Annotated in this window: 21 protein-coding genes; 15 read left to right on the top strand and 6 right to left on the bottom strand. The window is 60.1% G+C overall.

From position 1 onward, the window contains the following. Positions 1-8: 8 nt before the first annotated feature. Complete coding sequence (locus ACM6I5_RS17445; RefSeq protein ID WP_017339783.1) at positions 9-941, bottom strand: lipid A biosynthesis lauroyl acyltransferase; 933 nt, start codon at positions 939-941, stop codon at positions 9-11. 118 nt (positions 942-1,059) lie between these two features. Between ACM6I5_RS17445 and minC the strand changes: the two genes are divergently transcribed. From minC to ACM6I5_RS17405, 8 genes are all read left to right on the top strand, one after another. Further along, entirely contained in the window at positions 1,060-1,797 is a 738-nt protein-coding gene (minC, locus tag ACM6I5_RS17440; RefSeq protein WP_414884284.1) for a septum site-determining protein MinC, read from the top strand. A gap of 201 nt (positions 1,798-1,998) precedes the next feature. Further along, positions 1,999-2,811, top strand: coding sequence for a septum site-determining protein MinD (gene minD / locus ACM6I5_RS17435; RefSeq protein WP_017339785.1), 813 nt, complete (start codon positions 1,999-2,001; stop codon positions 2,809-2,811). After that, on the top strand, positions 2,811-3,065 hold the full coding sequence (gene minE / locus ACM6I5_RS17430; protein ID WP_007944431.1) for a cell division topological specificity factor MinE: 255 nt from the start codon (positions 2,811-2,813) through the stop codon (positions 3,063-3,065). Before minD ends, minE begins: the two co-directional genes overlap by 1 nt. Before the next feature lie 91 nt (positions 3,066-3,156). Further along, positions 3,157-3,792 (top strand): RluA family pseudouridine synthase, encoded by a 636-nt coding sequence (locus tag ACM6I5_RS17425; RefSeq protein WP_017339786.1) that lies wholly within the window; start codon positions 3,157-3,159, stop codon positions 3,790-3,792. Positions 3,793-3,841: 49 nt separating this feature from the next. After that, positions 3,842-4,948, top strand: coding sequence for a hypothetical protein (locus tag ACM6I5_RS17420; protein ID WP_414880092.1), 1,107 nt, complete (start codon positions 3,842-3,844; stop codon positions 4,946-4,948). 75 nt (positions 4,949-5,023) lie between these two features. Next, positions 5,024-6,313 carry a M18 family aminopeptidase gene (locus ACM6I5_RS17415; RefSeq protein WP_017339788.1) on the top strand — a complete coding sequence of 430 codons (1,290 nt, stop codon included), beginning with the start codon at positions 5,024-5,026 and terminating at the stop codon, positions 6,311-6,313. Positions 6,314-6,579: 266 nt separating this feature from the next. Then, positions 6,580-6,756: a hypothetical protein gene (locus tag ACM6I5_RS17410; protein WP_017339789.1), complete on the top strand. Its 177-nt coding sequence runs from the start codon at positions 6,580-6,582 to the stop codon at positions 6,754-6,756. Positions 6,757-6,834: 78 nt separating this feature from the next. Further along, the gene (locus ACM6I5_RS17405; protein ID WP_031319034.1) at positions 6,835-8,991 is read left to right on the top strand and encodes a mechanosensitive ion channel family protein; all 2,157 of its coding nucleotides are present in this window, start codon (positions 6,835-6,837) and stop codon (positions 8,989-8,991) included. A 157-nt stretch (positions 8,992-9,148) separates the two neighbouring features. On the opposite strand, the gene ACM6I5_RS17400 is transcribed toward ACM6I5_RS17405, so the two are convergent. Further along, positions 9,149-10,822, bottom strand: a complete 1,674-nt coding sequence (locus tag ACM6I5_RS17400) for a DEAD/DEAH box helicase (RefSeq protein WP_017339791.1) — start codon at positions 10,820-10,822, stop codon at positions 9,149-9,151. Positions 10,823-11,242: 420 nt separating this feature from the next. Between ACM6I5_RS17400 and ACM6I5_RS17395 the strand changes: the two genes are divergently transcribed. Further along, entirely contained in the window at positions 11,243-12,034 is a 792-nt protein-coding gene (locus ACM6I5_RS17395; RefSeq protein WP_414884283.1) for a crotonase/enoyl-CoA hydratase family protein, read from the top strand. A 177-nt stretch (positions 12,035-12,211) separates the two neighbouring features. Here ACM6I5_RS17395 and ACM6I5_RS17390 read toward each other — a convergent pair whose 3' ends face one another. Then, the gene (locus tag ACM6I5_RS17390; RefSeq protein WP_414880093.1) at positions 12,212-12,967 is read right to left on the bottom strand and encodes a spermidine synthase; all 756 of its coding nucleotides are present in this window, start codon (positions 12,965-12,967) and stop codon (positions 12,212-12,214) included. Between the two features lie 149 nt (positions 12,968-13,116). Between ACM6I5_RS17390 and ACM6I5_RS17385 the strand changes: the two genes are divergently transcribed. After that, positions 13,117-14,463, top strand: coding sequence for a class II 3-deoxy-7-phosphoheptulonate synthase (locus ACM6I5_RS17385; protein ID WP_017339794.1), 1,347 nt, complete (start codon positions 13,117-13,119; stop codon positions 14,461-14,463). Positions 14,464-14,574: 111 nt separating this feature from the next. On the opposite strand, the gene ACM6I5_RS17380 is transcribed toward ACM6I5_RS17385, so the two are convergent. Beyond that, positions 14,575-15,801 carry a winged helix-turn-helix domain-containing protein gene (locus ACM6I5_RS17380; RefSeq protein ID WP_414880094.1) on the bottom strand — a complete coding sequence of 409 codons (1,227 nt, stop codon included), beginning with the start codon at positions 15,799-15,801 and terminating at the stop codon, positions 14,575-14,577. Between the two features lie 64 nt (positions 15,802-15,865). Continuing rightward, on the bottom strand, positions 15,866-16,081 hold the full coding sequence (locus ACM6I5_RS17375) for a DUF1127 domain-containing protein (protein WP_017339796.1): 216 nt from the start codon (positions 16,079-16,081) through the stop codon (positions 15,866-15,868). A gap of 96 nt (positions 16,082-16,177) precedes the next feature. Between ACM6I5_RS17375 and ACM6I5_RS17370 the strand changes: the two genes are divergently transcribed. Then, positions 16,178-17,032, top strand: a complete 855-nt coding sequence (locus ACM6I5_RS17370; RefSeq protein WP_414880095.1) for a LysR substrate-binding domain-containing protein — start codon at positions 16,178-16,180, stop codon at positions 17,030-17,032. Here the strand turns inward: ACM6I5_RS17370 and ACM6I5_RS17365 are convergent. Continuing rightward, entirely contained in the window at positions 17,022-17,771 is a 750-nt protein-coding gene (locus ACM6I5_RS17365) for a sulfite exporter TauE/SafE family protein (RefSeq protein ID WP_414884282.1), read from the bottom strand. The genes ACM6I5_RS17370 and ACM6I5_RS17365 overlap by 11 nt on opposite strands. Positions 17,772-17,882: 111 nt before the next feature. On the opposite strand from ACM6I5_RS17365, the gene ACM6I5_RS17360 reads away from it, so the two are divergent. From ACM6I5_RS17360 to ACM6I5_RS17345, 4 genes are all read left to right on the top strand, one after another. Beyond that, positions 17,883-18,839: a LysR family transcriptional regulator gene (locus ACM6I5_RS17360; RefSeq protein ID WP_017339799.1), complete on the top strand. Its 957-nt coding sequence runs from the start codon at positions 17,883-17,885 to the stop codon at positions 18,837-18,839. 69 nt (positions 18,840-18,908) lie between these two features. Beyond that, on the top strand, positions 18,909-19,370 hold the full coding sequence (locus tag ACM6I5_RS17355; RefSeq protein WP_031319036.1) for a MarR family winged helix-turn-helix transcriptional regulator: 462 nt from the start codon (positions 18,909-18,911) through the stop codon (positions 19,368-19,370). A 365-nt stretch (positions 19,371-19,735) separates the two neighbouring features. Continuing rightward, positions 19,736-20,155: an organic hydroperoxide resistance protein gene (locus ACM6I5_RS17350; protein ID WP_017339801.1), complete on the top strand. Its 420-nt coding sequence runs from the start codon at positions 19,736-19,738 to the stop codon at positions 20,153-20,155. Between the two features lie 32 nt (positions 20,156-20,187). Beyond that, positions 20,188-21,201, top strand: coding sequence for an alpha/beta hydrolase (locus tag ACM6I5_RS17345; RefSeq protein ID WP_017339802.1), 1,014 nt, complete (start codon positions 20,188-20,190; stop codon positions 21,199-21,201). Positions 21,202-21,311: the final 110 nt, after the last annotated feature.

Raw genomic sequence — 21,311 nt, 5'->3', positions numbered from 1 at the left:
ATAGGGGTTCAACCGCGTTTTGCGTACAGCTTGGGCTCGCCCGGCGGACGGCTCTTGAAGCGGCGATGGGCCCAGAGGTATTGCTCCGGGCAGTCGCGCAGCACGCCTTCGATCCATTGGTTGATCCGCAGGCAATCGGCTTCTTCGGTCTCGCCGGGGAAACCCTCAAGCGGCGCATGGATCACCAGTCGATAACCGCTGCCGTCCGCCAGACGCTCCTGGGTGAACGGCACCACCAGCGCCTTGCCCAGCCGCGCAAATTTGCTGGTGGCGGTGACGGTCGCCGCCTGAATGCCGAACAGTGGCACGAAGATGCTTTGCTTGGCGCCGTAGTCCTGATCCGGTGCGTACCAGATCGCACGGCCGGCCCGTAGCAACTTGAGCATGCCGCGCACGTCTTCGCGCTCCACGGCCAGCGAATCGAGGTTATGCCGTTCGCGGCCACAGCGCTGGATGTAATCGAACAACGGATTCTTGTGCTCGCGGTACATGCCATCAATGGTGTGCTGCTGACCGAGCAACGCCGCGCCGATTTCCAGCGTGGTGAAATGCACCGCCATCAGAATCACGCCCTTGCCGTCGCGCTGGGCTTTCTTCAGATGTTCCAGCCCTTCGACGTGGGCCAGCTTCGCCAGGCGCTCCCGGGACCACCACCAGCTCATGGCCATTTCAAAGAAAGCGATGCCGGTGGAGGCAAAGTTTTCCTTGAGCAGGCGTTTGCGCTCGGCAGCAGACTTTTCCGGGAAGCAAAGTTCCAGATTGCGCCTGGCAATGCGCCGTCGGTCGCCCGCCGCGCGATACATCAATGCGCCGAGGGCGCGGCCGATTGACAGCAACGCCGGATACGGCAATTGAACAATCAGCCACAACAGCCCCAGCCCACACCACAGCGGCCAGAAACGCGGCATAAGAAATGTTTTTCGAAAACGCGGGCGATCCATTAAAGCTTCCGGAAAGACGATGGCCGCGCATTCTACATCGTTCGACCCGGCTTGCGGCTGGCGAGCGTTCTCGTTATAAGTCTCGGCACTTTTAGTGACAAGCCGTTGTATGCCCACCATGAGCCAAACCGACCTGCTAGACCAAGATCCCGTGTTCCAGTTGAAGGGCAGCATGCTCGCCATTACGGTGCTGGAGCTGGCCCGCAACGACCTCGAGAGCCTCGATCGGCAACTGGCCGCCAAGGTCGCCCAGGCGCCTGGCTTCTTCAGCAACGCACCGTTGGTACTGGCGCTGGACAAGCTTCCGGCCAGCGAAGGCGCGGTCGATCTGCCAGGCCTGATGCGCGTCTGTCGCCAGCACGGTCTGCGTACGTTGGCGATCCGCGCCAGCCGCATCGAAGACATCGCTGCCGCCATCGCGGTCGACCTGCCGGTGCTGCCACCGTCCGGCGCCCGCGAGCGGCCGCTGGACCCGCTTGACGGGGCCGTTGCGAAAAAACCGGAAAAACCGCCGGAACCGACGATCAAACCGACGAAAATCATCACTTCGCCCGTGCGCGGCGGCCAGCAGATTTATGCACAGGGTTGCGACCTCGTCGTAATCTCGTCGGTCAGCCCGGGGGCGGAACTTCTCGCCGACGGGAACATCCATGTATACGGCCCGATGCGCGGTCGCGTACTGGCCGGGGTCAAAGGCGACACGAAAGCCAGGATTTTCTGTCAGCAAATGAGCGCTGAACTGGTCTCCATCGCAGGCCACTACAAGGTTTCGGAGGATCTGCGGCGCGACCCTTTATGGGGTGCCGGCGTACAGGTCAGCCTGTCGGGCGATGTGTTGAACATCATTCGGCTTTAACGGATACTGCCGCATTTTCCAAGCATCTCTAAAACGTAGCGAATACGGCTCAAACGAAGTAGGAAAAAGGCCAAAAGCAGTGTTTATCGAAGGTAAGCGCCGTTCTGGACCGGATTCCAGCCAAGGCTGTCCGACTGCAGTAGTTTTTCTAGAGATGTTTTTCAGGGGCTAAATGTCCTTTTTCCTTAGGGGTGAAACACCTTGGCCAAGATTCTCGTGGTTACATCCGGCAAGGGTGGTGTGGGTAAGACCACCACCAGTGCTGCTATCGGTACCGGCCTCGCACTGCGCGGTCACAAAACAGTTATCGTCGACTTCGACGTCGGTTTGCGTAACCTCGACCTGATCATGGGTTGCGAGCGTCGCGTCGTGTACGACTTCGTCAACGTGGTCAACGGCGAAGCCAACCTGCAACAGGCCCTGATCAAAGACAAACGCCTGGAAAACCTCTACGTACTGGCCGCCAGTCAGACCCGCGACAAAGACGCGCTGACCGTCGAAGGCGTGGAAAAAGTCCTGATGGCGTTGAAGGAAGACTTCGAATTCGTGGTCTGCGACTCCCCGGCCGGCATCGAGAAAGGTGCTCACCTGGCCATGTACTTCGCCGATGAAGCGATTGTCGTGACCAACCCGGAAGTCTCCTCGGTTCGTGACTCGGACCGCATGCTGGGCCTGTTGGCCAGCAAGTCGCGTCGCGCTGAAAACGGCGAAGAGCCGATCAAGGAACATTTGCTGCTGACCCGTTACAACCCGCAACGCGTCAGCGACGGCGAAATGCTCGGCGTCGAAGACGTCAAGGAAATTCTCGCCGTGACCCTGCTGGGTGTGATCCCTGAGTCCCAAGCGGTACTCAAGGCGTCCAACTCCGGCGTGCCGGTGATCCTCGACGACCAGAGCGACGCCGGTCAGGCGTACAGCGATGCCGTTGAACGCCTGCTGGGTAAAACCGTGGAGCATCGGTTTCTCGATGTGACGAAGAAAGGATTCTTTGAGCGTCTGTTTGGAGGCCGGTAATGAACATTTTTGACTTCTTTCGTGCTAACAAGAAGCCAAGTACCGCCTCGGTAGCGAAAGAGCGTCTACAGATCATCGTGGCGCATGAACGCGGCCAACGCAGTACGCCGGACTACCTGCCCGCCTTGCAGAAGGAATTGGTCGAGGTGATCCGCAAGTACGTCAATATCGGGTCCGATGACGTGCACGTCGCCCTGGAAAACCAGGGTAGCTGCTCGATTCTGGAACTCAATATCACCCTGCCAGATCGCTGAGTCGATCCGGCAGGAGCCACGGCGACTCAGGCCCCCTCTGCCAATGGAGGGGGCCTGAGTCGCCGTTGGCGTTTGTTACGAGGCTGTTTTAATGCCGCTGTCCAACATCCGTATCATCCATCAGGACGCCGCCGTACTGGTGGTGGATAAACCGACCCTGTTGCTGTCCGTCCCCGGCCGGGCCGATGACAACAAGGATTGCCTGATCACCCGCCTGCAAGAAAACGGCTACCCGGAAGCCCGCATCGTCCATCGCCTGGACTGGGAAACGTCCGGCATCATTCTGCTGGCCCGTGACCCGGACACCCATCGCGAACTGTCTCGGCAATTTCACGACCGCGAAACCGAGAAGGCCTACACAGCCCTGTGCTGGGGTCAACCGGAGCTGGACAGCGGTAGCATCGATCTGCCGTTGCGCTACGATCCGCCGACCAAACCGCGCCACGTGGTGGACCACGAGTTCGGCAAAAACGCCCTGACGTTCTGGCGCGTACTCGAACGTTGCGGCGACTGGTGCCGGGTCGAACTGACACCGATCACCGGCCGCTCCCATCAGTTGCGCGTGCACATGCTCTCCATCGGCCATCCGCTGCTGGGCGACGGCCTCTATGCCCATGAGCAGGCGCTGGCCGCCTGGCCACGGTTGTGCCTGCATGCGAGCATGCTCAGCTTTACTCACCCGCAGAGCGGCGAACGCTTGCGCTTCGAGTGCCCGGCACCGTTTTAAGCACTGGCTGACAGGCAGTCGCCCGTTTTAGCAAAAGGATTTTATCCCGATGAGTTGTACTGTTTCCCCTGCAGCACCTGTCAAGAAAACCCGACATCAACTGCTTTATCTGATCTACGGCAATCAGGATGTTTACCGACGCGAAGCCAAATTCAGTATTTTGACTGCGCTGTCCCATTCGAAAAACGGCAAGCTTCCGAGCATCAGAATCCTCACCGACCGCCCCGAGGACTACGCCGGCTGGCCGGTTGAAACCGTCATGCTGACCCAGGAAACACTGACCCTGTGGCAGGGTGAAAACGGCTACCACCATCGCCGCAAGGCCTGCGCCATGGCGGAGGGCCTCAAGCTCGCGGAAAAAACCCTGTTCGTCGACACTGACACGCTGTTCACCAGCGACCCGAACCAGATCTTCAATCAGATCAAGCCCGGGCACTACCTGATGGATCGCCTCGAATACTGCTGGCGGGATGTCTGCAAACGCGACGAATACGTGAAGCTCGGCGAATACCTGCGCACTCACGGCATCACCGCAGACGACGGTTTCAAGCTGTACAACAGCGGACTCTGCGGCCTGACCGACCGCGACGCGCCCCTGCTGGCAGCGTCGATCGAATTCATCGACGAATGGACCCGTGACAGCTTCGATATTCACACGATCGAGCAAATCGCCCTGTCGTTCGCGATGCGCGACAAGCCGGTGCGCGAAGCGAGAAAGTACATCTACCACTACTTCGCGGAAAAACGCTTTTTCCATGGGATGCAGGCGTTTTTCTTTGCACAGCATGGGGAGGCGTTCAGCCCCGAGCTGGTGGAGTGGTGCCGCGATGTACCACGGGTCAAGCCGTACCCGTCCGCCTGGCAGCGACTGAAAATCAAATGGAAGCTGCGCAACCATAAAGGTGCGCTGAAAAAGATCGGTCGCGACCTACTATATGGAAGCGCTGCACCCGATCACCCCTACTACACGGCATGCCGACACGAATGGTGGGAATCCGCCTCGCGGGAAATTTTTCGCTGGGACGAAGCCCGTCGGGAGGCACTCTTGGGTACTCATCACAAGGGCTGGCCGAAACAATTGCCCAAACCGGACAAGCCTGAAGACGAGCAGATCATCATGTCCTACCTGAAAAAACGGGTCGCAGCAGCGGGTTGACGACTGTGGCGAACGTCACGCCCAAAGCCCCAAGCCAATACGTTAAACTGGCGCCATTGCTGTCTGGAGCTACTTATGCGCGAAGAGTTGAACCAAGGCCTGATCGATTTCCTCAAGGCCTCCCCTACCCCGTTCCATGCCACCGCCAGCCTTGTTCAGCGTCTGGAAGCGGCGGGTTATCAGCGTCTCGATGAACGCGAGCCCTGGTCCACCGAGGCCAACGGCCGTTACTACGTCACCCGCAATGACTCTTCAATCGTCGCCATCAAGATGGGCCGTCATTCAGCGCTGCACGGCGGCATTCGCCTGGTCGGCGCCCACACCGACAGCCCGTGCCTGCGGGTCAAACCCCAACCGGAACTGCAACGCCAGGGTTTCTGGCAACTGGGCGTCGAAGTCTACGGCGGCGCGCTGCTCGCCCCCTGGTTCGACCGCGACCTTTCCCTGGCCGGCCGCGTGACCTTCCGCCGCGACGGCAAGGTCGAGAGCCAGCTGATCGACTTCAAGGCACCGATAGCGATCATTCCGAACCTGGCCATTCACCTCAATCGTGAAGCCAACATGGGTTGGGCCATCAACGCCCAGACCGAGCTGCCGCCGATCCTTGCGCAGTTTGCCGGCGATGAGCGCGTGGACTTCCGCGCCGTGCTCACCAACCAGCTGGCGCTGGAGCATGGCTTGAACGCCGACGTGGTGCTCGATTACGAGCTGAGTTTCTATGACACCCAAAGCGCGGCGGTCATCGGCCTGCATGGCGATTTCATTGCCGGCGCGCGCCTGGACAACCTGCTGTCGTGCTACGCCGGCCTGCAGGCCTTGCTGACGGCTGAAACCGACGAAACCTGCGTGCTGGTCTGCAATGACCACGAAGAAGTCGGTTCCTGCTCCGCGTGCGGCGCCGACGGCCCGATGCTTGAGCAGACCCTGCGTCGCCTGCTGCCTGATGGTGATGAATTCGTACGCACCATTCAGAAGTCCCTGCTGGTCTCGGCCGACAACGCCCACGGCGTGCACCCCAACTACGCCGACAAGCACGACGCCAACCACGGCCCGAAACTCAACGCCGGCCCGGTGATCAAGGTCAACAGCAACCAGCGTTACGCCACCAACAGCGAAACCGCCGGGTTCTTCCGCCATCTGTGCATGGCCGAGGAAGTGCCGGTGCAAAGCTTCGTGGTACGCAGCGACATGGGCTGTGGCTCGACCATCGGTCCGATCACCGCCAGCCACCTGGGCGTGCGCACCGTGGACATCGGCTTGCCGACGTTCGCCATGCACTCGATCCGCGAGTTGTGCGGCAGCCACGACCTGGCGCACCTGGTGAAAGTGCTGAGCGCGTTTTACGCCTGCCAGGAATTGCCGTAATCACCAAGCAAAGGAAATCTGCAGAGAATCCTCTGTGGCGAGGGAGCTTGCTCCCGCTCGACTGCCAAGCAGTCGCAAAACCGACGAATGCGGTCTGCCAGGAAGAACGCGATGGCTGGTGTTGGGGCTGCTCCGCAGCCCAGCGGGAGCACGCTCCCTCGCCACAATAATCCCGCGGTTCTCGCGGCTCATTCTGATACACATCACTACCGGCCACCCAAAACCCACCTAGACTTGAAATACCCCCTTAGACAAGGCAGTCGCCCATGATCTCGATGTCTTCATTCCACGCCATGCTGATCCCGATTCTTGCCGGGATGATCCTGCTGGCCATCGGCTTCAATTTCCGTGACAAGAATGTCGGCGTGTTCGCGATGTGGATCGGCATGCTGACCATCCTCGCCACCGTCGTCTTCAAGATCCTCGCCAAACTCAACGAATAAATCCTCGCCCCTCGCTCGCATTGATTTTGGCGGGCTCGTACACTCGGTCGATCTGCTCCTTTCAAGGTTGACCGCCTAGTGTTCGCTCGTCTTTTTGCCCTGCCCTGTCTTTTCCTCGTCTGCCTCATGACGCTGCTGCCGATCACGCCTGCCGAGGCCGCCGGTTTGCCGAGCCTGCTCAACGGCTCCGCGAAAACCCAGCCGGAGGCGCAAGAACCTCTGGGGCAATCACTCGACGAAGTCATCAAGTCGCTGGAGAACGATCAGCAACGCAGCAAGTTGCTGGCCGACCTGAAGAAGCTGCGTGACGCCACCAAAAAAGCCCAACCGACCAAAGAAGAAGGCGTGCTGGGCCTGATCGGCGGAACGCTGGCCAATTTCGAAAAACAGTTCTCCGGCGCCGACAGCCCGCTTACGCGCTGGTCCGAAGAATTCAATCTGGCCAAAGACGAACTGATAGCACTGGCGCTACCGGTCAATGAATGGCTGCCGATCATTTTTGCCTTCGCCATGATCCTGATGATCTGGAGCCTGCTGGCCGCCGCACTGATCTGGCTCGGGCACCGGGTGCGGATGCGCTTCGGCCTGACCGAGGAATTGCCGCAACACCCCAAGGCCCTCGACATGCTGCGGTTTGCCCTGCGCAAACTTGGCCCTTGGCTGATCGCCCTGGTCATCACGGTGTACATGAGTTACGCCTTGCCCTCGTCATTGGGCAAAAGCCTGGCCATGGTGCTGGCCTATGCGTTGGTGGTCGGCACGTGTTTTTCGGCGATCTGCGTGATCGCTTTTTCCCTGCTCGACGGTCCGCACCGTCACCGCGCCTTGTACATCCTGCGGCATCAGGCCTTTCGGCCGTTGTGGCTGATCGGCAGTTTCGCCGCGTTCGGTGAAGCCCTGAGCGATCCGCGACTGGTGACCAGCCTGGGCAGCCACCTGGCGCACACCGCCGCCACCATCGCCAATGTGCTGGCCGCGCTGTCTACCGGCCTGTTCATCCTGCGCTTCCGTCGCCCCATCGCCCACCTGATCCGCAACCAGCCGCTGTCCCGGCGCCTGACCCGCCGCGCCCTGAGCGACACCATCGATATTCTCGGGACCTTCTGGTACGTGCCGGCGCTGGTACTGGTGGCCATCTCGCTGTTCGCCACATTCGTCTCGGCCGGCGACACCAGTACCGCACTGCGTCAGTCGCTGATCTGCACCGTGCTGCTGGTGTTGTGCATGGTCATCAATGGGCTGGTGCGTCGCCATGCGCTGAAACCGCAACGTGGCGTGAAGCGTCATGCGCTGTATTCCGAACGCCTGAAAAGCTTCTTCTATACCCTTGCCCATTTGCTGGTGTGGCTGGCATTCATCGAACTGGGCCTGCGCGTCTGGGGCATGTCGCTGATTGCGTTCACCGAAGGTGAAGGCCATGAAGTCAGCGTGAAACTGTTCAGCCTCGGCGGCACGCTGATTTTTGCCTGGCTGATCTGGATTCTCAGCGACACCGCGGTGCACCACGCCCTCACCCGCTCGCGCAAAGGCCTGGCCAATGCCCGCGCGCAGACAATGATGCCGCTGATCCGCAATGTGCTGTTCGTGGCGATCTTCATCGTGGCGTTGATCGTCGCCCTGGCGAACATGGGCATGAACGTCACGCCATTGCTGGCCGGCGCCGGCGTCATCGGTCTGGCCATCGGTTTCGGTGCACAGTCACTGGTCGCCGACCTGATCACCGGGCTGTTTATCATCATCGAAGATTCCCTGGCCATCGACGACTACGTGGATGTCGGCGGCCACCTCGGCACTGTCGAAGGCCTGACCATTCGCACCGTTCGCCTGCGGGACATCGACGGCATCGTCCACACGATTCCGTTCAGCGAGATCAAAAGCATCAAGAATTACTCCCGGGAGTTCGGCTACGCGATCTTCCGCGTGGCGATCCCCTCGAACATGGACATCGATAACGCAATCAAACTGATGCGCGACGTCGGCCAGAAGATGCGCAACGATCCGCTGCAACGGCGCAACATCTGGTCGCCGCTGGAGATTCAAGGGGTCGAGAGTTTCGAGTCCGGCAACGCGATACTTCGGGCACGATTCAAGACCGCGCCGATCAAGCAGTGGGAAGTCTCCCGCGCCTTCAACCTGTCCCTGAAACGTCACCTGGACGAAGCCGGGCTCGACCTGGCGATGCCGCGCATGACCGTGCAAGTGGTGACGGCGGGTGGCGGCCCGGCAACAGAATAACCGCCGCGACCCGATCGCCTGTAGCAGCTGCCGAGCCTGCGAAGCAAACCTGTGGCGAGGGAGCTTGCTCCCTCACCACAGAGCTAATCTCAGGCATAAAAAAATCCCCGAACCAGTCGGGGATTTTTTATGTTCGATCAATCAACCCGAAGGCGGATCAATCTTCGCGATAGCGACGCAGCTTCAACTGCTTACCAGCAACGCGAGTGTCCTTCAGCTTGGTCAGCAGACGCTCCAGACCATCTTCCGGCAGCTCGACGAGGCTGAAGCTGTCACGCACCTGGATGCGACCGATGGCTTCACGCGCCAGACCACCCTCGTTGAGGATGGCGCCCAGCAGGTTCTTGGCAGCGATACCGTCACGCGCACCCAGCGCGGTACGGCAACGGGCACGACCTTCGGCCAATGGAACCGGAGCGCGACGCTCACGATCACCACGGTCCGGACGATCACCGGTACGCTCTGGACGATCGCCACGCGGTGCGTTGTTCGGCACCAGTGGACGTTCTTTCTCGATCGCAGCCAGGGTCAACGCCTGAGCATTGGTGGCCTTGCGCAGCAGAGCAGCGGCCAATGCACGCGGAGTGCAACCGATATCGGCAGTCAGGCGATCCAGCAGATCACCGTGAGTCGACTCGGCATCGCCAACCAGCGGCGACAGGCTGTTGGTCAGTTTCTTGATGCGCGCATCGAGAACTGCCTGAGCGTCCGGCAGGCGGACTTCGGCAACTTTCTGACCGGTTACACGCTCGATCACTTGCAGCATGCGGCGCTCACGCGGAGTCACCAGCAGCAGTGCACGACCTTCGCGACCGGCACGGCCGGTACGGCCGATACGGTGAACGTAGGACTCAGGGTCGTACGGCATGTCAACGTTGAATACGTGAGTGATGCGCGGAACGTCCAGGCCACGAGCAGCAACGTCGGTCGCCACAACGATGTCCAGACGGCCATCCTTGAGGGAATCGATGACGCGCTCACGTTGGTTCTGGGCAATGTCACCGTTCAGCGCAGCGGCTTTGTAGCCTTTGGCTTCCAGGGCGCTGGCCAGGTCCAGGGTCGCTTGCTTGGTGCGCACGAACATGATCAGGGCGTCGAAGTCTTCGACTTCCAGCAGGCTCAATACAGCCGAGGTCTTCTGGTCAGCGTGAACCAACAGGTGAGCCTGTTCGATCGCGGTAACGGTCTGAGTCTTGGTCTGGATCTTCACGTGTTGCGGATCGCGCAGGTGGCGTTCGGCAATGGCACGGATCGACTGTGGCAGGGTGGCCGAGAACAATACGGTCTGACGGGTCGCTGGCAGAGCCTTGAAGATGACTTCCAGGTCGTCCATGAAGCCCAGCTTGAGCATTTCGTCAGCTTCGTCCAGAACCAGGTGGTTCACGGTCGACAGGACTTTTTCGTCGCGACGCAGGTGGTCGCACAGACGGCCCGGGGTGGCGACAACGATCTGTGCGCCGTTACGGATTGCTTTCAGTTGTGGGCCCATAGGCGCGCCGCCGTAAACGGCCACAACGGTTACGCCCGGCATTTGCTTGGCGTAGGTTTCGAAAGCGGTTGCTACTTGCAGCGCCAACTCACGGGTTGGCGCCAGGATCAGGGCTTGCGGCTCGCGCTTGGCAGGATCGATGCAATGCAGGATCGGCAGGGCGAACGCGGCGGTTTTACCCGTACCGGTTTGCGCCTGACCAATCATGTCGTGACCGGCCATGATGATCGGGATCGATTGCTGCTGAATAGCCGAAGGCTCTTCGTAGCCAGTCGCGATGACGGCTGCAAGAATATTCGGATTAAGATTAAAAGCGGCGAAGCCGCCGGTTTCCTGGGTCATGGGTCTGCCTCTAAGTGCATCCGCAAAGACCCATGCTCCAAAGCTGCGCATGCCGTGTAAGACTCAAGAGTCGCCCTGGCTGCTTTGTCGGCGGGGATTTGCGAAAACGAATGAATGAAAAAGATTCGTCAAGGGAGAGTCCGCTGTGCGGACGTGCAGCCGAAGCTGACTTCGGGGAATTGCGCTACCTAAACGCGGCCCGGTTAAAGGCCGGCGCGCACTATACCGGAATTCGCCCAAAAAGGGAGCATTATTTGTCGGAAATCTGACGCATACACCGTTATGTCACAGGCTTTGCAGATAATCGTGCAGCAGTCTATTTTTCAAAGGCCCGGCCCTGCTGGCGATGGCGCTAAAACGGTTCCCCCTTGTGACGCAGTCCTGCAGTCTCAAACCCCTTCCCGCTCGAGGAATTGCGTGATGAATCAACCCGTTACCAGCCGTGTGACCTGCGAACGGCACGGCCATGTCCTGTTGATCGGCCTGGATCGGGTGGCCAAGCGCAACGCTTTCGATCTCGACCTGCTCAATGCCCTCAGCCTGGCCTACGGCGAATTCGAGGCCGACATCGAGGCGCGGGTGGCGGTGGTGTTCGGCCATGGCGAGCATTTCACTGCCGGGCTCGACCTGGTCAATGCCAGCGCAGCGCTGGCCGAAGGTTGGCAGGTGCCGCCCGGAGGGTGCGATCCGTGGGGGGTGTTTGCAGGTCCGCGCGTCAGCAAACCGGTGATCGTCGCCGCACAAGGTTATTGCCTGACCATCGGTATCGAGCTGATGCTGGCCGCCGATATCAACCTGTGTGCCAGCAACACCCGATTCGCCCAGAAAGAAGTCCAACGCGGGATCTTCCCGTTTGGCGGCGCGACGTTGCGCCTGCATCAGGTTGCAGGCTGGGGCAACGCCATGCGCTGGCTGCTGACCGGCGATGAGTTCGATGCCCATGATGCGCTGCACTTGGGCCTGGTGCAGGAAGTCATGGCCAGCGAGGATTTGTTGCCGCGGGCGATTGAACTGGCTGAGCGGATTGCCCGGCAGGCACCGCTGGGGGTTCAGGCGACGCTGATGTCGGCGCGGCAGGCACGTTATGAAGGGGAAACCGCGGCGGCGCAGGGATTGCCGGCGCTGGTGAAGAAGCTGTTGGCGAGTGAGGATGCGAAGGAAGGTGTGCGGTCGATGATCGAGAAGCGGCCCGGCGTGTTCAAAGGCTGCTGACAAGACGGCTTTTGTGGCTAGGGAGCTTCTGTGGTGAGGGGATTTATCCCCGTTGGGCTGCGAAGCAGCCCCAAAACCAGCGCCATGGCCATTCAGGCAGACCACATTCGCCGACTTTGCGACCGCTTCGCGGTCGGACGGGGATAAATCCCCTCGCCACAAGTGATCACACCCGCATCAGCTCGCCGGGCGAATCGCCTTGATCAGCGACTGCAACGAATACCCCAACCGCGGCGCCAGCTCTTCGGCCCGCGCAACCAATCCGTCCATGTCCAGGTCCTGATCCAGTTCCGAAGGCACAATCAGAATCACATTGCCCTCCTTCACCGGCAGCTCCCAGTAATGCCGATGATAAAGCCCGCGCAACAACGCCGCGCCCAAGGGTTTGCCGTCGTCGGTGGCCCATTGATTGATCACCAGCCAACCGCCCGGATTCAGGCGTTTCTGACAGTTTTCCAGAAAACTCCAGGCCAGGTGCCCGACCCCCGGCCCGACATCGGTATAGAGGTCGACGAAAATCAGGTCCGCCGGCTCTGCCGTCGCCAGCAATTCCAGTGCATCGCCAACCCGGATGTAGAGTCGAGGATCGTCATCCAGCCCAAGGTATTCGATGGCCAGGCGCGGCACGTCGGGGCGCAGTTCGATGGCCTCGACATCTTCCAGCGGCAGGAATTTCAGGCAGGCCTGGGTCAACGTGCCGGCACCGAGGCCGAGAAACAGCGCACTTTCCGGCTGCCCGTGACACAACGCACCAACAAGCATCGCCCGGGTGTAATCGTATTCGAGCCAGCTCGGGTCGGCGGTGAACACACAGCTTTGTTCGATGGCATCACCGAACTCGAGAAAACGGTAATCGGCCACTTCCAGCACACGAATCACACCGAACTCGTCCTGTACCTCGGCGAGCAGATGCTCGACGCGCTCCTCAGTCATTTCGTCTCCTGATCGTTACCAGGCCCGGCAACGTAGTACACCGCAACATGAGGCGGCAAAAGCGCGATTGTCCGCGAAGCGACGGGAACAGGTCACGCACTAATTTGCTGATAACATGAACACCCGAGCGTAAAACAACCGAGACCGTGATGAGCCAACCCTGGAGCCCTGACAGCTGGCGCGCCCTGCCGATCCAGCAACAACCTGTTTATCCCGACGCGGCGCATTTGCTGCACGTCGAGCAAACCCTGGCCAGCTATCCGCCGCTGGTGTTTGCCGGTGAAGCCCGGGAATTGCGCCGTCAGTTTGCCGAAGTGACACAGGGTCGCGCATTTCTGTTGCAGGGCGGCGACTGCGCCGAAAGCTTCGCCGAGTTCTCCGCCGCGAAAATCCGCGACACCTTCAAAGTGCTGCTGCAAATGGCGATCGTCATGACCTTCGCGGCCGGTTGCCCGGTGGTCAAGGTCGGGCGCATGGCCGGCCAGTTCGCCAAGCCGCGCTCGGCCAACGACGAAACCATCGACGGCGTGACCCTGCCGGCCTACCGGGGCGATATCGTCAACGGCATCGGTTTCGACGAAAAAAGCCGCGTTCCGGATCCGGAGCGGCTACTCCAGTCATACCACCAGTCCACCGCCACCCTGAACCTGCTGCGCGCCTTTGCCCAGGGCGGTTTTGCCGACCTGCATCAAGTTCACAAGTGGAACCTGGACTTCATCGCCAACTCGGCGCTGGCGGAAAAATACAGCCACCTCGCCGACCGCATCGATGAAACCCTGGCCTTCATGCGCGCCTGTGGCATGGACAGTTCGCCGCAATTGCGCGAAACCAGTTTCTTCACCGCCCACGAAGCGCTGCTGCTGAACTACGAAGAAGCCTTCGTGCGTCGCGACAGCCTGACCAACGATTACTACGACTGCTCGGCGCACATGCTGTGGATCGGCGACCGTACCCGCCAACTGGACGGTGCGCACGTCGAATTCCTGCGTGGAGTGAACAACCCGATCGGGGTCAAGGTCGGCCCGAGCATGAACCCGGAAGACCTGATCCGCCTGATCGACGTGCTCAACCCGGACAACGATCCAGGCCGCTTGAACCTGATCGCGCGAATGGGCGCAAACAAGGTCGGCGATCACTTGCCGGCACTGATCCGCGCAGTGCAACGTGAAGGCAAACAGGTGCTCTGGAGTTCCGACCCGATGCACGGCAACACCATCAAGGCCAGCAGCGGCTACAAGACCCGCGACTTTGCGCAGATTCTTGGCGAGGTGAAGCAGTTCTTCCAGGTTCACGAAGCGGAAGGCAGTTATGCCGGTGGCATCCATATCGAGATGACCGGGCAGAATGTCACCGAGTGCATTGGTGGTGCGCGGCCGATTACCGAGGACGGGTTGTCGGACCGGTATCACACCCATTGTGATCCGCGAATGAATGCTGATCAGTCACTGGAGCTGGCGTTTTTGATTGCCGAAACTTTAAAGCAGGTTCGACGGTAGTTTTTGATCGCCTGATGTACCGCTATCGCTAGCAGGCTGGCTCCCACAATGGATCTGTGTCGTACACAAAACCATGTGGGAGCCAGCCTGCTGGCGATTAGCCCAGATTAGTCACCCATCTATCTGTGCCAATGCCACCCGCAACCGCGCCGCACTCGCCCGCGGACAATTCAACTGAACCCGCTCCAACCCCAACCAATCCGCCATCCGCCGCAAATTGACCGCCAACGCCAGCATCCCCTCCTCGTCCAGCCCCGCTTCTTCCTCATGCACGGCATGCACTGCGAGCCGCCCCAATGCCCGTTCCGCGCGCAAATCCACCCGTGCGGCAATCCGCTCGTTGTGTAAAAAAGGCAGTACGTAATAGCCGTAGACCCGCTTGTCCGGCGGCGTGTAGATCTCCAACCGATAGCGAAAATCGAACAAGCGCTCAGTGCGACTGCGCTCCCAGATCAGCGAGTCGAACGGTGAAAGCAAGGCGCTGGCTTCGACCTTGCGCGGCACTTTGGGCTCCGGCAGACAAAATGCCGGTTGCCGCCAACCCTGAACCTCGCAAGTCAGCAATTGCCCCGTTTCCACCAATTCTGCCAAGCGTGGACGCGCATCACCGGGGCTCAGGCGAAAGTAGTCGCGCAAGTCCTTCTCCGTCGCCACCCCCAAGGCATTCGCGGCATGCAGCAACAGCCCGCGCTGGGCCTCGTCCTCCGAGAGCAACGGCTGCTGCAGAATCGCGGAGGGAATGACCCGCTCCGGCAAATCATAAAGCCGCTCGAATCCACGTCGTCCAGCCACGGTCACCTCACCGGCGGCGAACAACCACTCCAGCGCATGCTTTTCCGCGCTCCAGTCCCACCAAGGTCCTGCCCGCTCCTGGCGCGTCGACAGACTCCCGGCACCCAGCGCGCCGAGTTCCTGAACCGAGGCCAGCACACGGCGAATGGTGTCCTGCTGCTCACGCCCGAATCGCGCCAGTTGCTGATAGATATCTTCACCCCGGGTCGCCCGCCGCATGCGCCAGCGCATCAACGGGTACATCGACAGGGGCAGCAACGAGGCTTCATGGCCCCAGTATTCGAACAACGTGCGTCGACGGCCCGAACTCCAGGCAGCCTGGTCGAGCAAGTCGGATGAGTAGTTGCCGAGGCGGGAAAACAAAGGAAGGTAGTGCGAACGCACCAACGCATTGACCGAGTCGATCTGCAAAATGCCCAGCCGCTCGATCAGGCGATTGAGCTGGACCGCTTTGATCGTCGCCGGCGGCTGGCGCCCGTTGAACCCTTGGGCGGCCAGCGCCAGGCGTCGAGCCTGTTTGATGGAAAAGGACAGCGTTGCGGGCATGAACATCTCCTTGTCTGCTCGCAACCTACCTTACCGGGAGACGGTTTGTGTAGTTGTGGGTTACTCATTTGTGCATCGGGTCATCCCAGAATGGGCGGATGGTTTCGTGCTCGACATCCGCACGACTGAGCCCTATGTCCTTCAGTGCTTCGTCGCTCATGCCCGCCAACAACTCGCGTTCACGGTGCAATTCGTACCAGCGACTGATTTTGTGCAACAGATCTGTCACCACATGGATGGAATGTTTTTCTACTTCGACATAGCCTTTTTGACCTTTCATCTTGTTGCCCTCCGTTTGGGATGGCTCAAGTGTCGCGCCGGAGCTAAGATCAATCCAACGAATGTTTCTGATGCAATACATCTCGGAGATTGATCAATGTCCGCCTTCCCAAGTATCGATACCGAAGTGCTGCGCACCTTCGTTGCCATCGCCGATCAGGGCGGCTTTACCCGCGCCGGCGAGCTGGTGAATCGCACGCAGTCCGCCGTGAGCATGCAGATGAAACGGCTGGAAGAGGATGTGTTGCAGCGCCAGTTGTTTCAGCGCGACGGCCGTCAGGTGCGCCTCACCGCTGAAGGCCAGGTGTTGCTGGGCTACGCGCGGCGCATCCTCAAGCTGCACAGCGAAGTGTTCAACACGTTGCGCGAACCGCACATGGTCGGCATGGTACGCATCGGCACACCCGACGATTACGTGATGCGTTTTTTGCCGGGCATCCTGCGGCGATTTGCCCAGTCGTATCCGCTGATCCAGATCGAAGTCCACTGTGAATCATCAAAACAATTGCTGCTGCGCCAGGACCTGGACCTGTCCATCGTCACCCGTGAGCCGGGCAACGAGATCGGGCAACTGCTGCGCAAGGAACGTTTTGTCTGGGCCGAAGCGCAATGCTTCAGTGCCCATGAGCAAACGCCGCTGCCGCTGGCGATGTTCAACAGCGATTGCTTCTGCCGTTTATGGGCCTGCAATGCCCTCGATGCCATGGGCCGCGATTATCGCGTGGCCTACAACAGTTCAAGCCTGTCGGCGATCATGGCGGTGGTGAGTGCCGGCCTGGCCGTGACCGCACAACTGGAAAGCCTGATCACCCCCGACATGCGCATTCTCGGTGAAGCCGAAGATCTGCCGATTTTGCCCGAGGCGAGCATCATGCTGGTGCGCAACCTGCACAACCCGTCGCCGATTACCGAGTGCCTGGCCGAACACATCGTCGAAGGGTTCAAACTTTAAAGGCGAGCATCACCGCACACAGCACCAGGAAGCCACAGAACAGCGCGCGCAGCAGCCGCTCCGGTATGGTGTGGGCGATCTTCACGCCCCAACTGATGCTCAGCAGACCGCCGATGGCCAACGGCACACCGATCATCCAGTCCACTTGATGATGCACGGCATAAGTCACCAGCGTGACGCCCGTGCTGGGTAACGCCAGTGCCAGCGACAAGCCTTGGGCAACCACCTGGCTGGTGCCGAACAGGCTGGTCAGCACGGGCGTTGCCACTACCGCCCCACCCACACCGAACAATCCACCCGTGGTCCCGGAAGCCGCGCCGAGCACGCCCAGCCATGGCCATGAGTAATTCATCTGCGAACTGACCGACACATTGGCGTAGAACATTCGCACCAGGTTGTAGGCCGACAGTGCGATCAGGAATGCGACAAATCCTACGCGCATGGTTTCCGCATCGATGCCCACCGCCCAGATCGACCCGATCCACGCAAAGCAAAAACCCATCGACGCCAGCGGCAGCGCGTGACGCAACTCGATTTTATTGCGCTGGTGATAGCGCCACAGCGCCAGCATCACATTCGGCACCACCATGACCAGCGCAGTGCCTTGGGCAATCTGCTGATCGAGCCCGAACAACACCCCCAGCAACGGAATGGCGATCAGCCCTCCGCCAATCCCAAACAACCCGCCCAGGGTTCCCAGGGCGGCACCGAATACCAGATACATCAAAAATTCAATCACGGCCAATGTCCTCTCATCTCAGGCGATCCATCCTACGCAGTCGGCGCTGGCGGGGAAACGCATAGCAACGCACAATGGCTGTGCCAACTTTGCATAAGCACTGACTACGCCATGAACCCCAATCAGTTAACCGAACAACTGGGCCTGTTCCTCGATGTACTGGAAACCGGCAGTTTCTCCGGCGCATCCCGCCGTTATCCGCTGACACCGTCGGCCGTGGCGCGGCGCATCGACAGCCTGGAAAACGCCGTCGGCAGCCAGTTGTTTATCCGCAGTACCCATGCCGTGCGCGCGACGCCGGCCGGGTTGGCATTCGCCGAACGAGCGCGGCGGATTGTGGCCGAACTGCAACTGGCGCGGGCCGAAGCGGTGTCCCTGAGCAGTGCGCCGGAAGGCCTGATACGGATCGACGCCCCCGCCGCGTTCGGCCGGCGGCACCTGGCGCCGGTGATCGCTGATTTTCTGGTGCTCTACCCCGGTCTCGATGTGCAACTGCACTTGATCGACAGTTTTGTCGACATGCAGGGTTTGAACCTGGGCAAGGTTGATCTGGTGCTGCGTACCGGGCAAATGGCCGACACCCGCCTGGTGGCCACACCGCTGGCGAGCATGGTGCGCATCGCCTGCGCCAGCCCCGACTATCTGAAGCGTCGCGGCGTACCGACCGACCCGGCGCAGTTGATTGAACACGACGGCCTCGACTGGGATGGCCTCGCCCCACCCTTCGCCTGGCGTTTCGAGCGGGATGGGCAAATGCAAACGCACCGCCCGTCGCGCATCCGCATGAGCGCCAACAATGCCGAGGCGCTGGCCTGCGGGGCATTGGCCGGGTTGGGTGTCGCGCATCTGCCGACCTGGCTGACCAGCGAATATTTGTTGCGTGGTGAGCTACTGCCCCTGTTTTGCGAAAATGGTCTGCCACCTTCGGACACCACCGGCATCTATGCCTTGCGCCTGGAGCAGCAGCCCAATTCCCGCAGTCGTTTGTTGCTGGAATACCTGAAAACCCGATTCAGTCCGATTCCGCCATGGGACCTGGCGCTGCAAACCGACCTGGACCGGCACTAGTCCAGAATTGTCTGGCGCATTAAAGATTCGCCCGCTAGATTTATGACGATCACTGATCAAGGCTTCGAAATGAACACCGAGCGCAACACCTCCGATAACTGCGACGCCCTGCTGCTGGATAATCAGGCCTGCTTCGCCCTGCATTCCACCTCGCTGCTGATGACCAAGGTCTACAAGCCGCTGTTGCAAGCGCTGGGCCTGACCTATCCGCAATACCTGGCGATGATGGTGTTGTGGGAACAGGACGGTTTGACCGTAGGCGAAATCAGCACGCGCCTGCTGACCGATCCTGGCTCACTGACGCCACTGCTCAAACGCCTGGAAGCCGAAGGCTTGCTCAGCCGCACCCGCAGCCGCGAAGACGAGCGAGTTGTGATTGTCGAACTCACCGAACAGGGTCGCGCCTTGCGGGACAAGGCTCGCGGAGTTCCCCAGTGCATCCTCGGCGCCAGCGGGATGACACTGGAGAGACTGCAGAAACTGCAGGCAGAGCTGCAAGTGCTGCGGAGCAATCTGCAAGACAGCCTGTAATCTTCAAACCATCACACATCCACTGTGGGAGCGGGCTTGCTCGCGAATGCGGTGTGACATTCAGCACATGTGTTGACTGACACACCGCATTCGCGAGCAAGCCCGCTCCCACATTTTTTTGTGGTGACCTCGGGACTCCGCTTCATCTGCCCCTCGCCTCGAAAAAATTTACTGCCCGAAAATCCTGCCTGAACCGCTCTAATTCCATAGTCTTGCCGGCAATCACTCGTGGGCCTCACCATGCTTGCCAAACTTTTTTCAAAATTTATCTTGCGCGCAAGATATTAGCGCGATACATTCACTTCGCACTTACTTAGCGCGCAAACATTTAGCGCAAACAAACAAATCCAAACGAGGCGTACACCATGCAAACTCTCTACACCGCAATCGCAACTTCCACTGGTGGCCGTGACGGTCGTGCGGTTTCCAGCGATAACATCCTCGACGTCAAACTCGCTACCCCGAAAGAACTCGGCGGTGCTGGCGGCGCAGCCACCAACCCTGAACAACTGTTCGCCGCCGGTTACTCGGCCTGCTTCATCGGCGCGCTGAAATTCGTCGCCAGCCAGACCAAACGCAGCATCCCGGCCGACGCATCGATCACCGCCCATGTCGGTATCGGCCAGATTCCTGGTGGTTTCGGTCTGGACATCGATCTGCACGTCAGCCTGCCAGGTCTTGAACAAGCCGATGCGCAATCCCTGGTCGATGCTGCCCACCAGGTCTGCCCGTACTCCAACGCCACCCGTGGCAACGTCGATGTGCGCCTGCACGTTACCGTCTAACTGCTGATTCCTAGACCGAACAGGAAACGAACATGAACACTTTCAGCAAAGTCTTGACCGGTACCCTTCTCGCCCTGTCCATCCACAGTGCATTCGCGGGCGACGGGGTTGAGCACAACACCCAGGCGTTCCTCGATGTTCTGAATGCCGGCACCGGCAAACCGATGGAACAGCTTTCCCCGAAAGATGCCCGGGCCATCTTGGTCGGCGCGCAAGCCGGGGTGAAATTGACGCTGCCAAAAGCGGATGTCAGCCAGAAGACCATTCAAGTCGACGGCCAACCCATCAGCTTGACCATCGTCCGTCCGGCCGGGGTCAAAGGCGAGCTGCCGGTGTTCATGTTCTTCCACGGCGGCGGCTGGGTGCTGGGGGATTTCCCGACCCACGAACGCCTGGTTCGGGATCTGGTCACGGGCTCGGGTGCGGCCGCGGTGTTCGTAAATTACACCCCTTCGCCGGAAGCGCATTACCCGGTGGCGATCAACCAGGCTTATGCCGCGACCCAGTGGGTGGCTGAGCACGGTAAAGAAATCAATGTCGACGGCAAGCGCCTGGCCGTGGCCGGCAACAGCGTCGGCGGCAACATGGCGGCCGTGGTTGCGCTGATGGCCAAAGACAAAGGCACCCCGGCGATCAGGTTCCAGGTGCTGCTGTGGCCGGTGACGGACGCAAACTTTGAAACGGCGTCTTACAACCAGTTTGCCGAGGGGCACTTCCTCACCAAGAACATGATGAAGTGGTTCTGGGACAACTACACCACTGACGCCAAGCAACGTAACGAGATCTACGCTTCGCCACTGCGCGCGACCACTGCCCAGCTCAAAGGCTTGCCACCTGCGCTGGTGCAAACAGCCGGCGCCGATGTGCTGCGCGATGAAGGTGAGGCCTACGCCCGCAAACTCGACGAGGCCGGCGTGCCGGTGACGGCGGTTCGCTACAACGGCATGATTCACGACTACGGCTTGTTGAATGTGGTGAGCCAGGTGCCTGCGGTGCGTTCGGCGATGTTGCAAGCGTCTGAAGAGCTCAAGCAACACCTGAAATAAAGCAAAAAGCAAAAGATCGCAGCCTCGTTTCACTCGGCAGCTCCTGCAAGGGAATACAAAACTCATGCAGGAGCTGCCGAAGGCTGCGATCTTTTGATCTTGATATTCGG

The organism is Pseudomonas sp. IT-P171 (assembly GCF_949767765.1).
Taxonomy (GTDB): Bacteria; Pseudomonadota; Gammaproteobacteria; order Pseudomonadales; family Pseudomonadaceae; genus Aquipseudomonas; species Aquipseudomonas fluorescens_B.
This window is presented reverse-complemented; position numbering and strand designations above follow the sequence as displayed.

Excerpts from the sequence above, each read along its gene's own strand:
- ACM6I5_RS17445 (WP_017339783.1), bottom strand. The coding sequence starts at position 941 with ATGGATCGCCCGCGTTTTCGAAAAACATTTCTTATGCCGCGTTTCTGG.
- minC (WP_414884284.1), top strand. The coding sequence starts at position 1,060 with ATGAGCCAAACCGACCTGCTAGACCAAGATCCCGTGTTCCAGTTGAAG.
- minE (WP_007944431.1), top strand. The coding sequence starts at position 2,811 with ATGAACATTTTTGACTTCTTTCGTGCTAACAAGAAGCCAAGTACCGCC.
- ACM6I5_RS17425 (WP_017339786.1), top strand. The coding sequence starts at position 3,157 with ATGCCGCTGTCCAACATCCGTATCATCCATCAGGACGCCGCCGTACTG.
- ACM6I5_RS17420 (WP_414880092.1), top strand. The coding sequence starts at position 3,842 with ATGAGTTGTACTGTTTCCCCTGCAGCACCTGTCAAGAAAACCCGACAT.
- ACM6I5_RS17415 (WP_017339788.1), top strand. The coding sequence starts at position 5,024 with ATGCGCGAAGAGTTGAACCAAGGCCTGATCGATTTCCTCAAGGCCTCC.
- ACM6I5_RS17410 (WP_017339789.1), top strand. The coding sequence starts at position 6,580 with ATGATCTCGATGTCTTCATTCCACGCCATGCTGATCCCGATTCTTGCC.
- ACM6I5_RS17400 (WP_017339791.1), bottom strand. The coding sequence starts at position 10,822 with ATGACCCAGGAAACCGGCGGCTTCGCCGCTTTTAATCTTAATCCGAAT.
- ACM6I5_RS17395 (WP_414884283.1), top strand. The coding sequence starts at position 11,243 with ATGAATCAACCCGTTACCAGCCGTGTGACCTGCGAACGGCACGGCCAT.
- ACM6I5_RS17390 (WP_414880093.1), bottom strand. The coding sequence starts at position 12,967 with ATGACTGAGGAGCGCGTCGAGCATCTGCTCGCCGAGGTACAGGACGAG.
- ACM6I5_RS17385 (WP_017339794.1), top strand. The coding sequence starts at position 13,117 with ATGAGCCAACCCTGGAGCCCTGACAGCTGGCGCGCCCTGCCGATCCAG.
- ACM6I5_RS17380 (WP_414880094.1), bottom strand. The coding sequence starts at position 15,801 with ATGCCCGCAACGCTGTCCTTTTCCATCAAACAGGCTCGACGCCTGGCG.
- ACM6I5_RS17375 (WP_017339796.1), bottom strand. The coding sequence starts at position 16,081 with ATGAAAGGTCAAAAAGGCTATGTCGAAGTAGAAAAACATTCCATCCAT.
- ACM6I5_RS17370 (WP_414880095.1), top strand. The coding sequence starts at position 16,178 with ATGTCCGCCTTCCCAAGTATCGATACCGAAGTGCTGCGCACCTTCGTT.
- ACM6I5_RS17360 (WP_017339799.1), top strand. The coding sequence starts at position 17,883 with ATGAACCCCAATCAGTTAACCGAACAACTGGGCCTGTTCCTCGATGTA.
- ACM6I5_RS17355 (WP_031319036.1), top strand. The coding sequence starts at position 18,909 with ATGAACACCGAGCGCAACACCTCCGATAACTGCGACGCCCTGCTGCTG.
- ACM6I5_RS17350 (WP_017339801.1), top strand. The coding sequence starts at position 19,736 with ATGCAAACTCTCTACACCGCAATCGCAACTTCCACTGGTGGCCGTGAC.
- ACM6I5_RS17345 (WP_017339802.1), top strand. The coding sequence starts at position 20,188 with ATGAACACTTTCAGCAAAGTCTTGACCGGTACCCTTCTCGCCCTGTCC.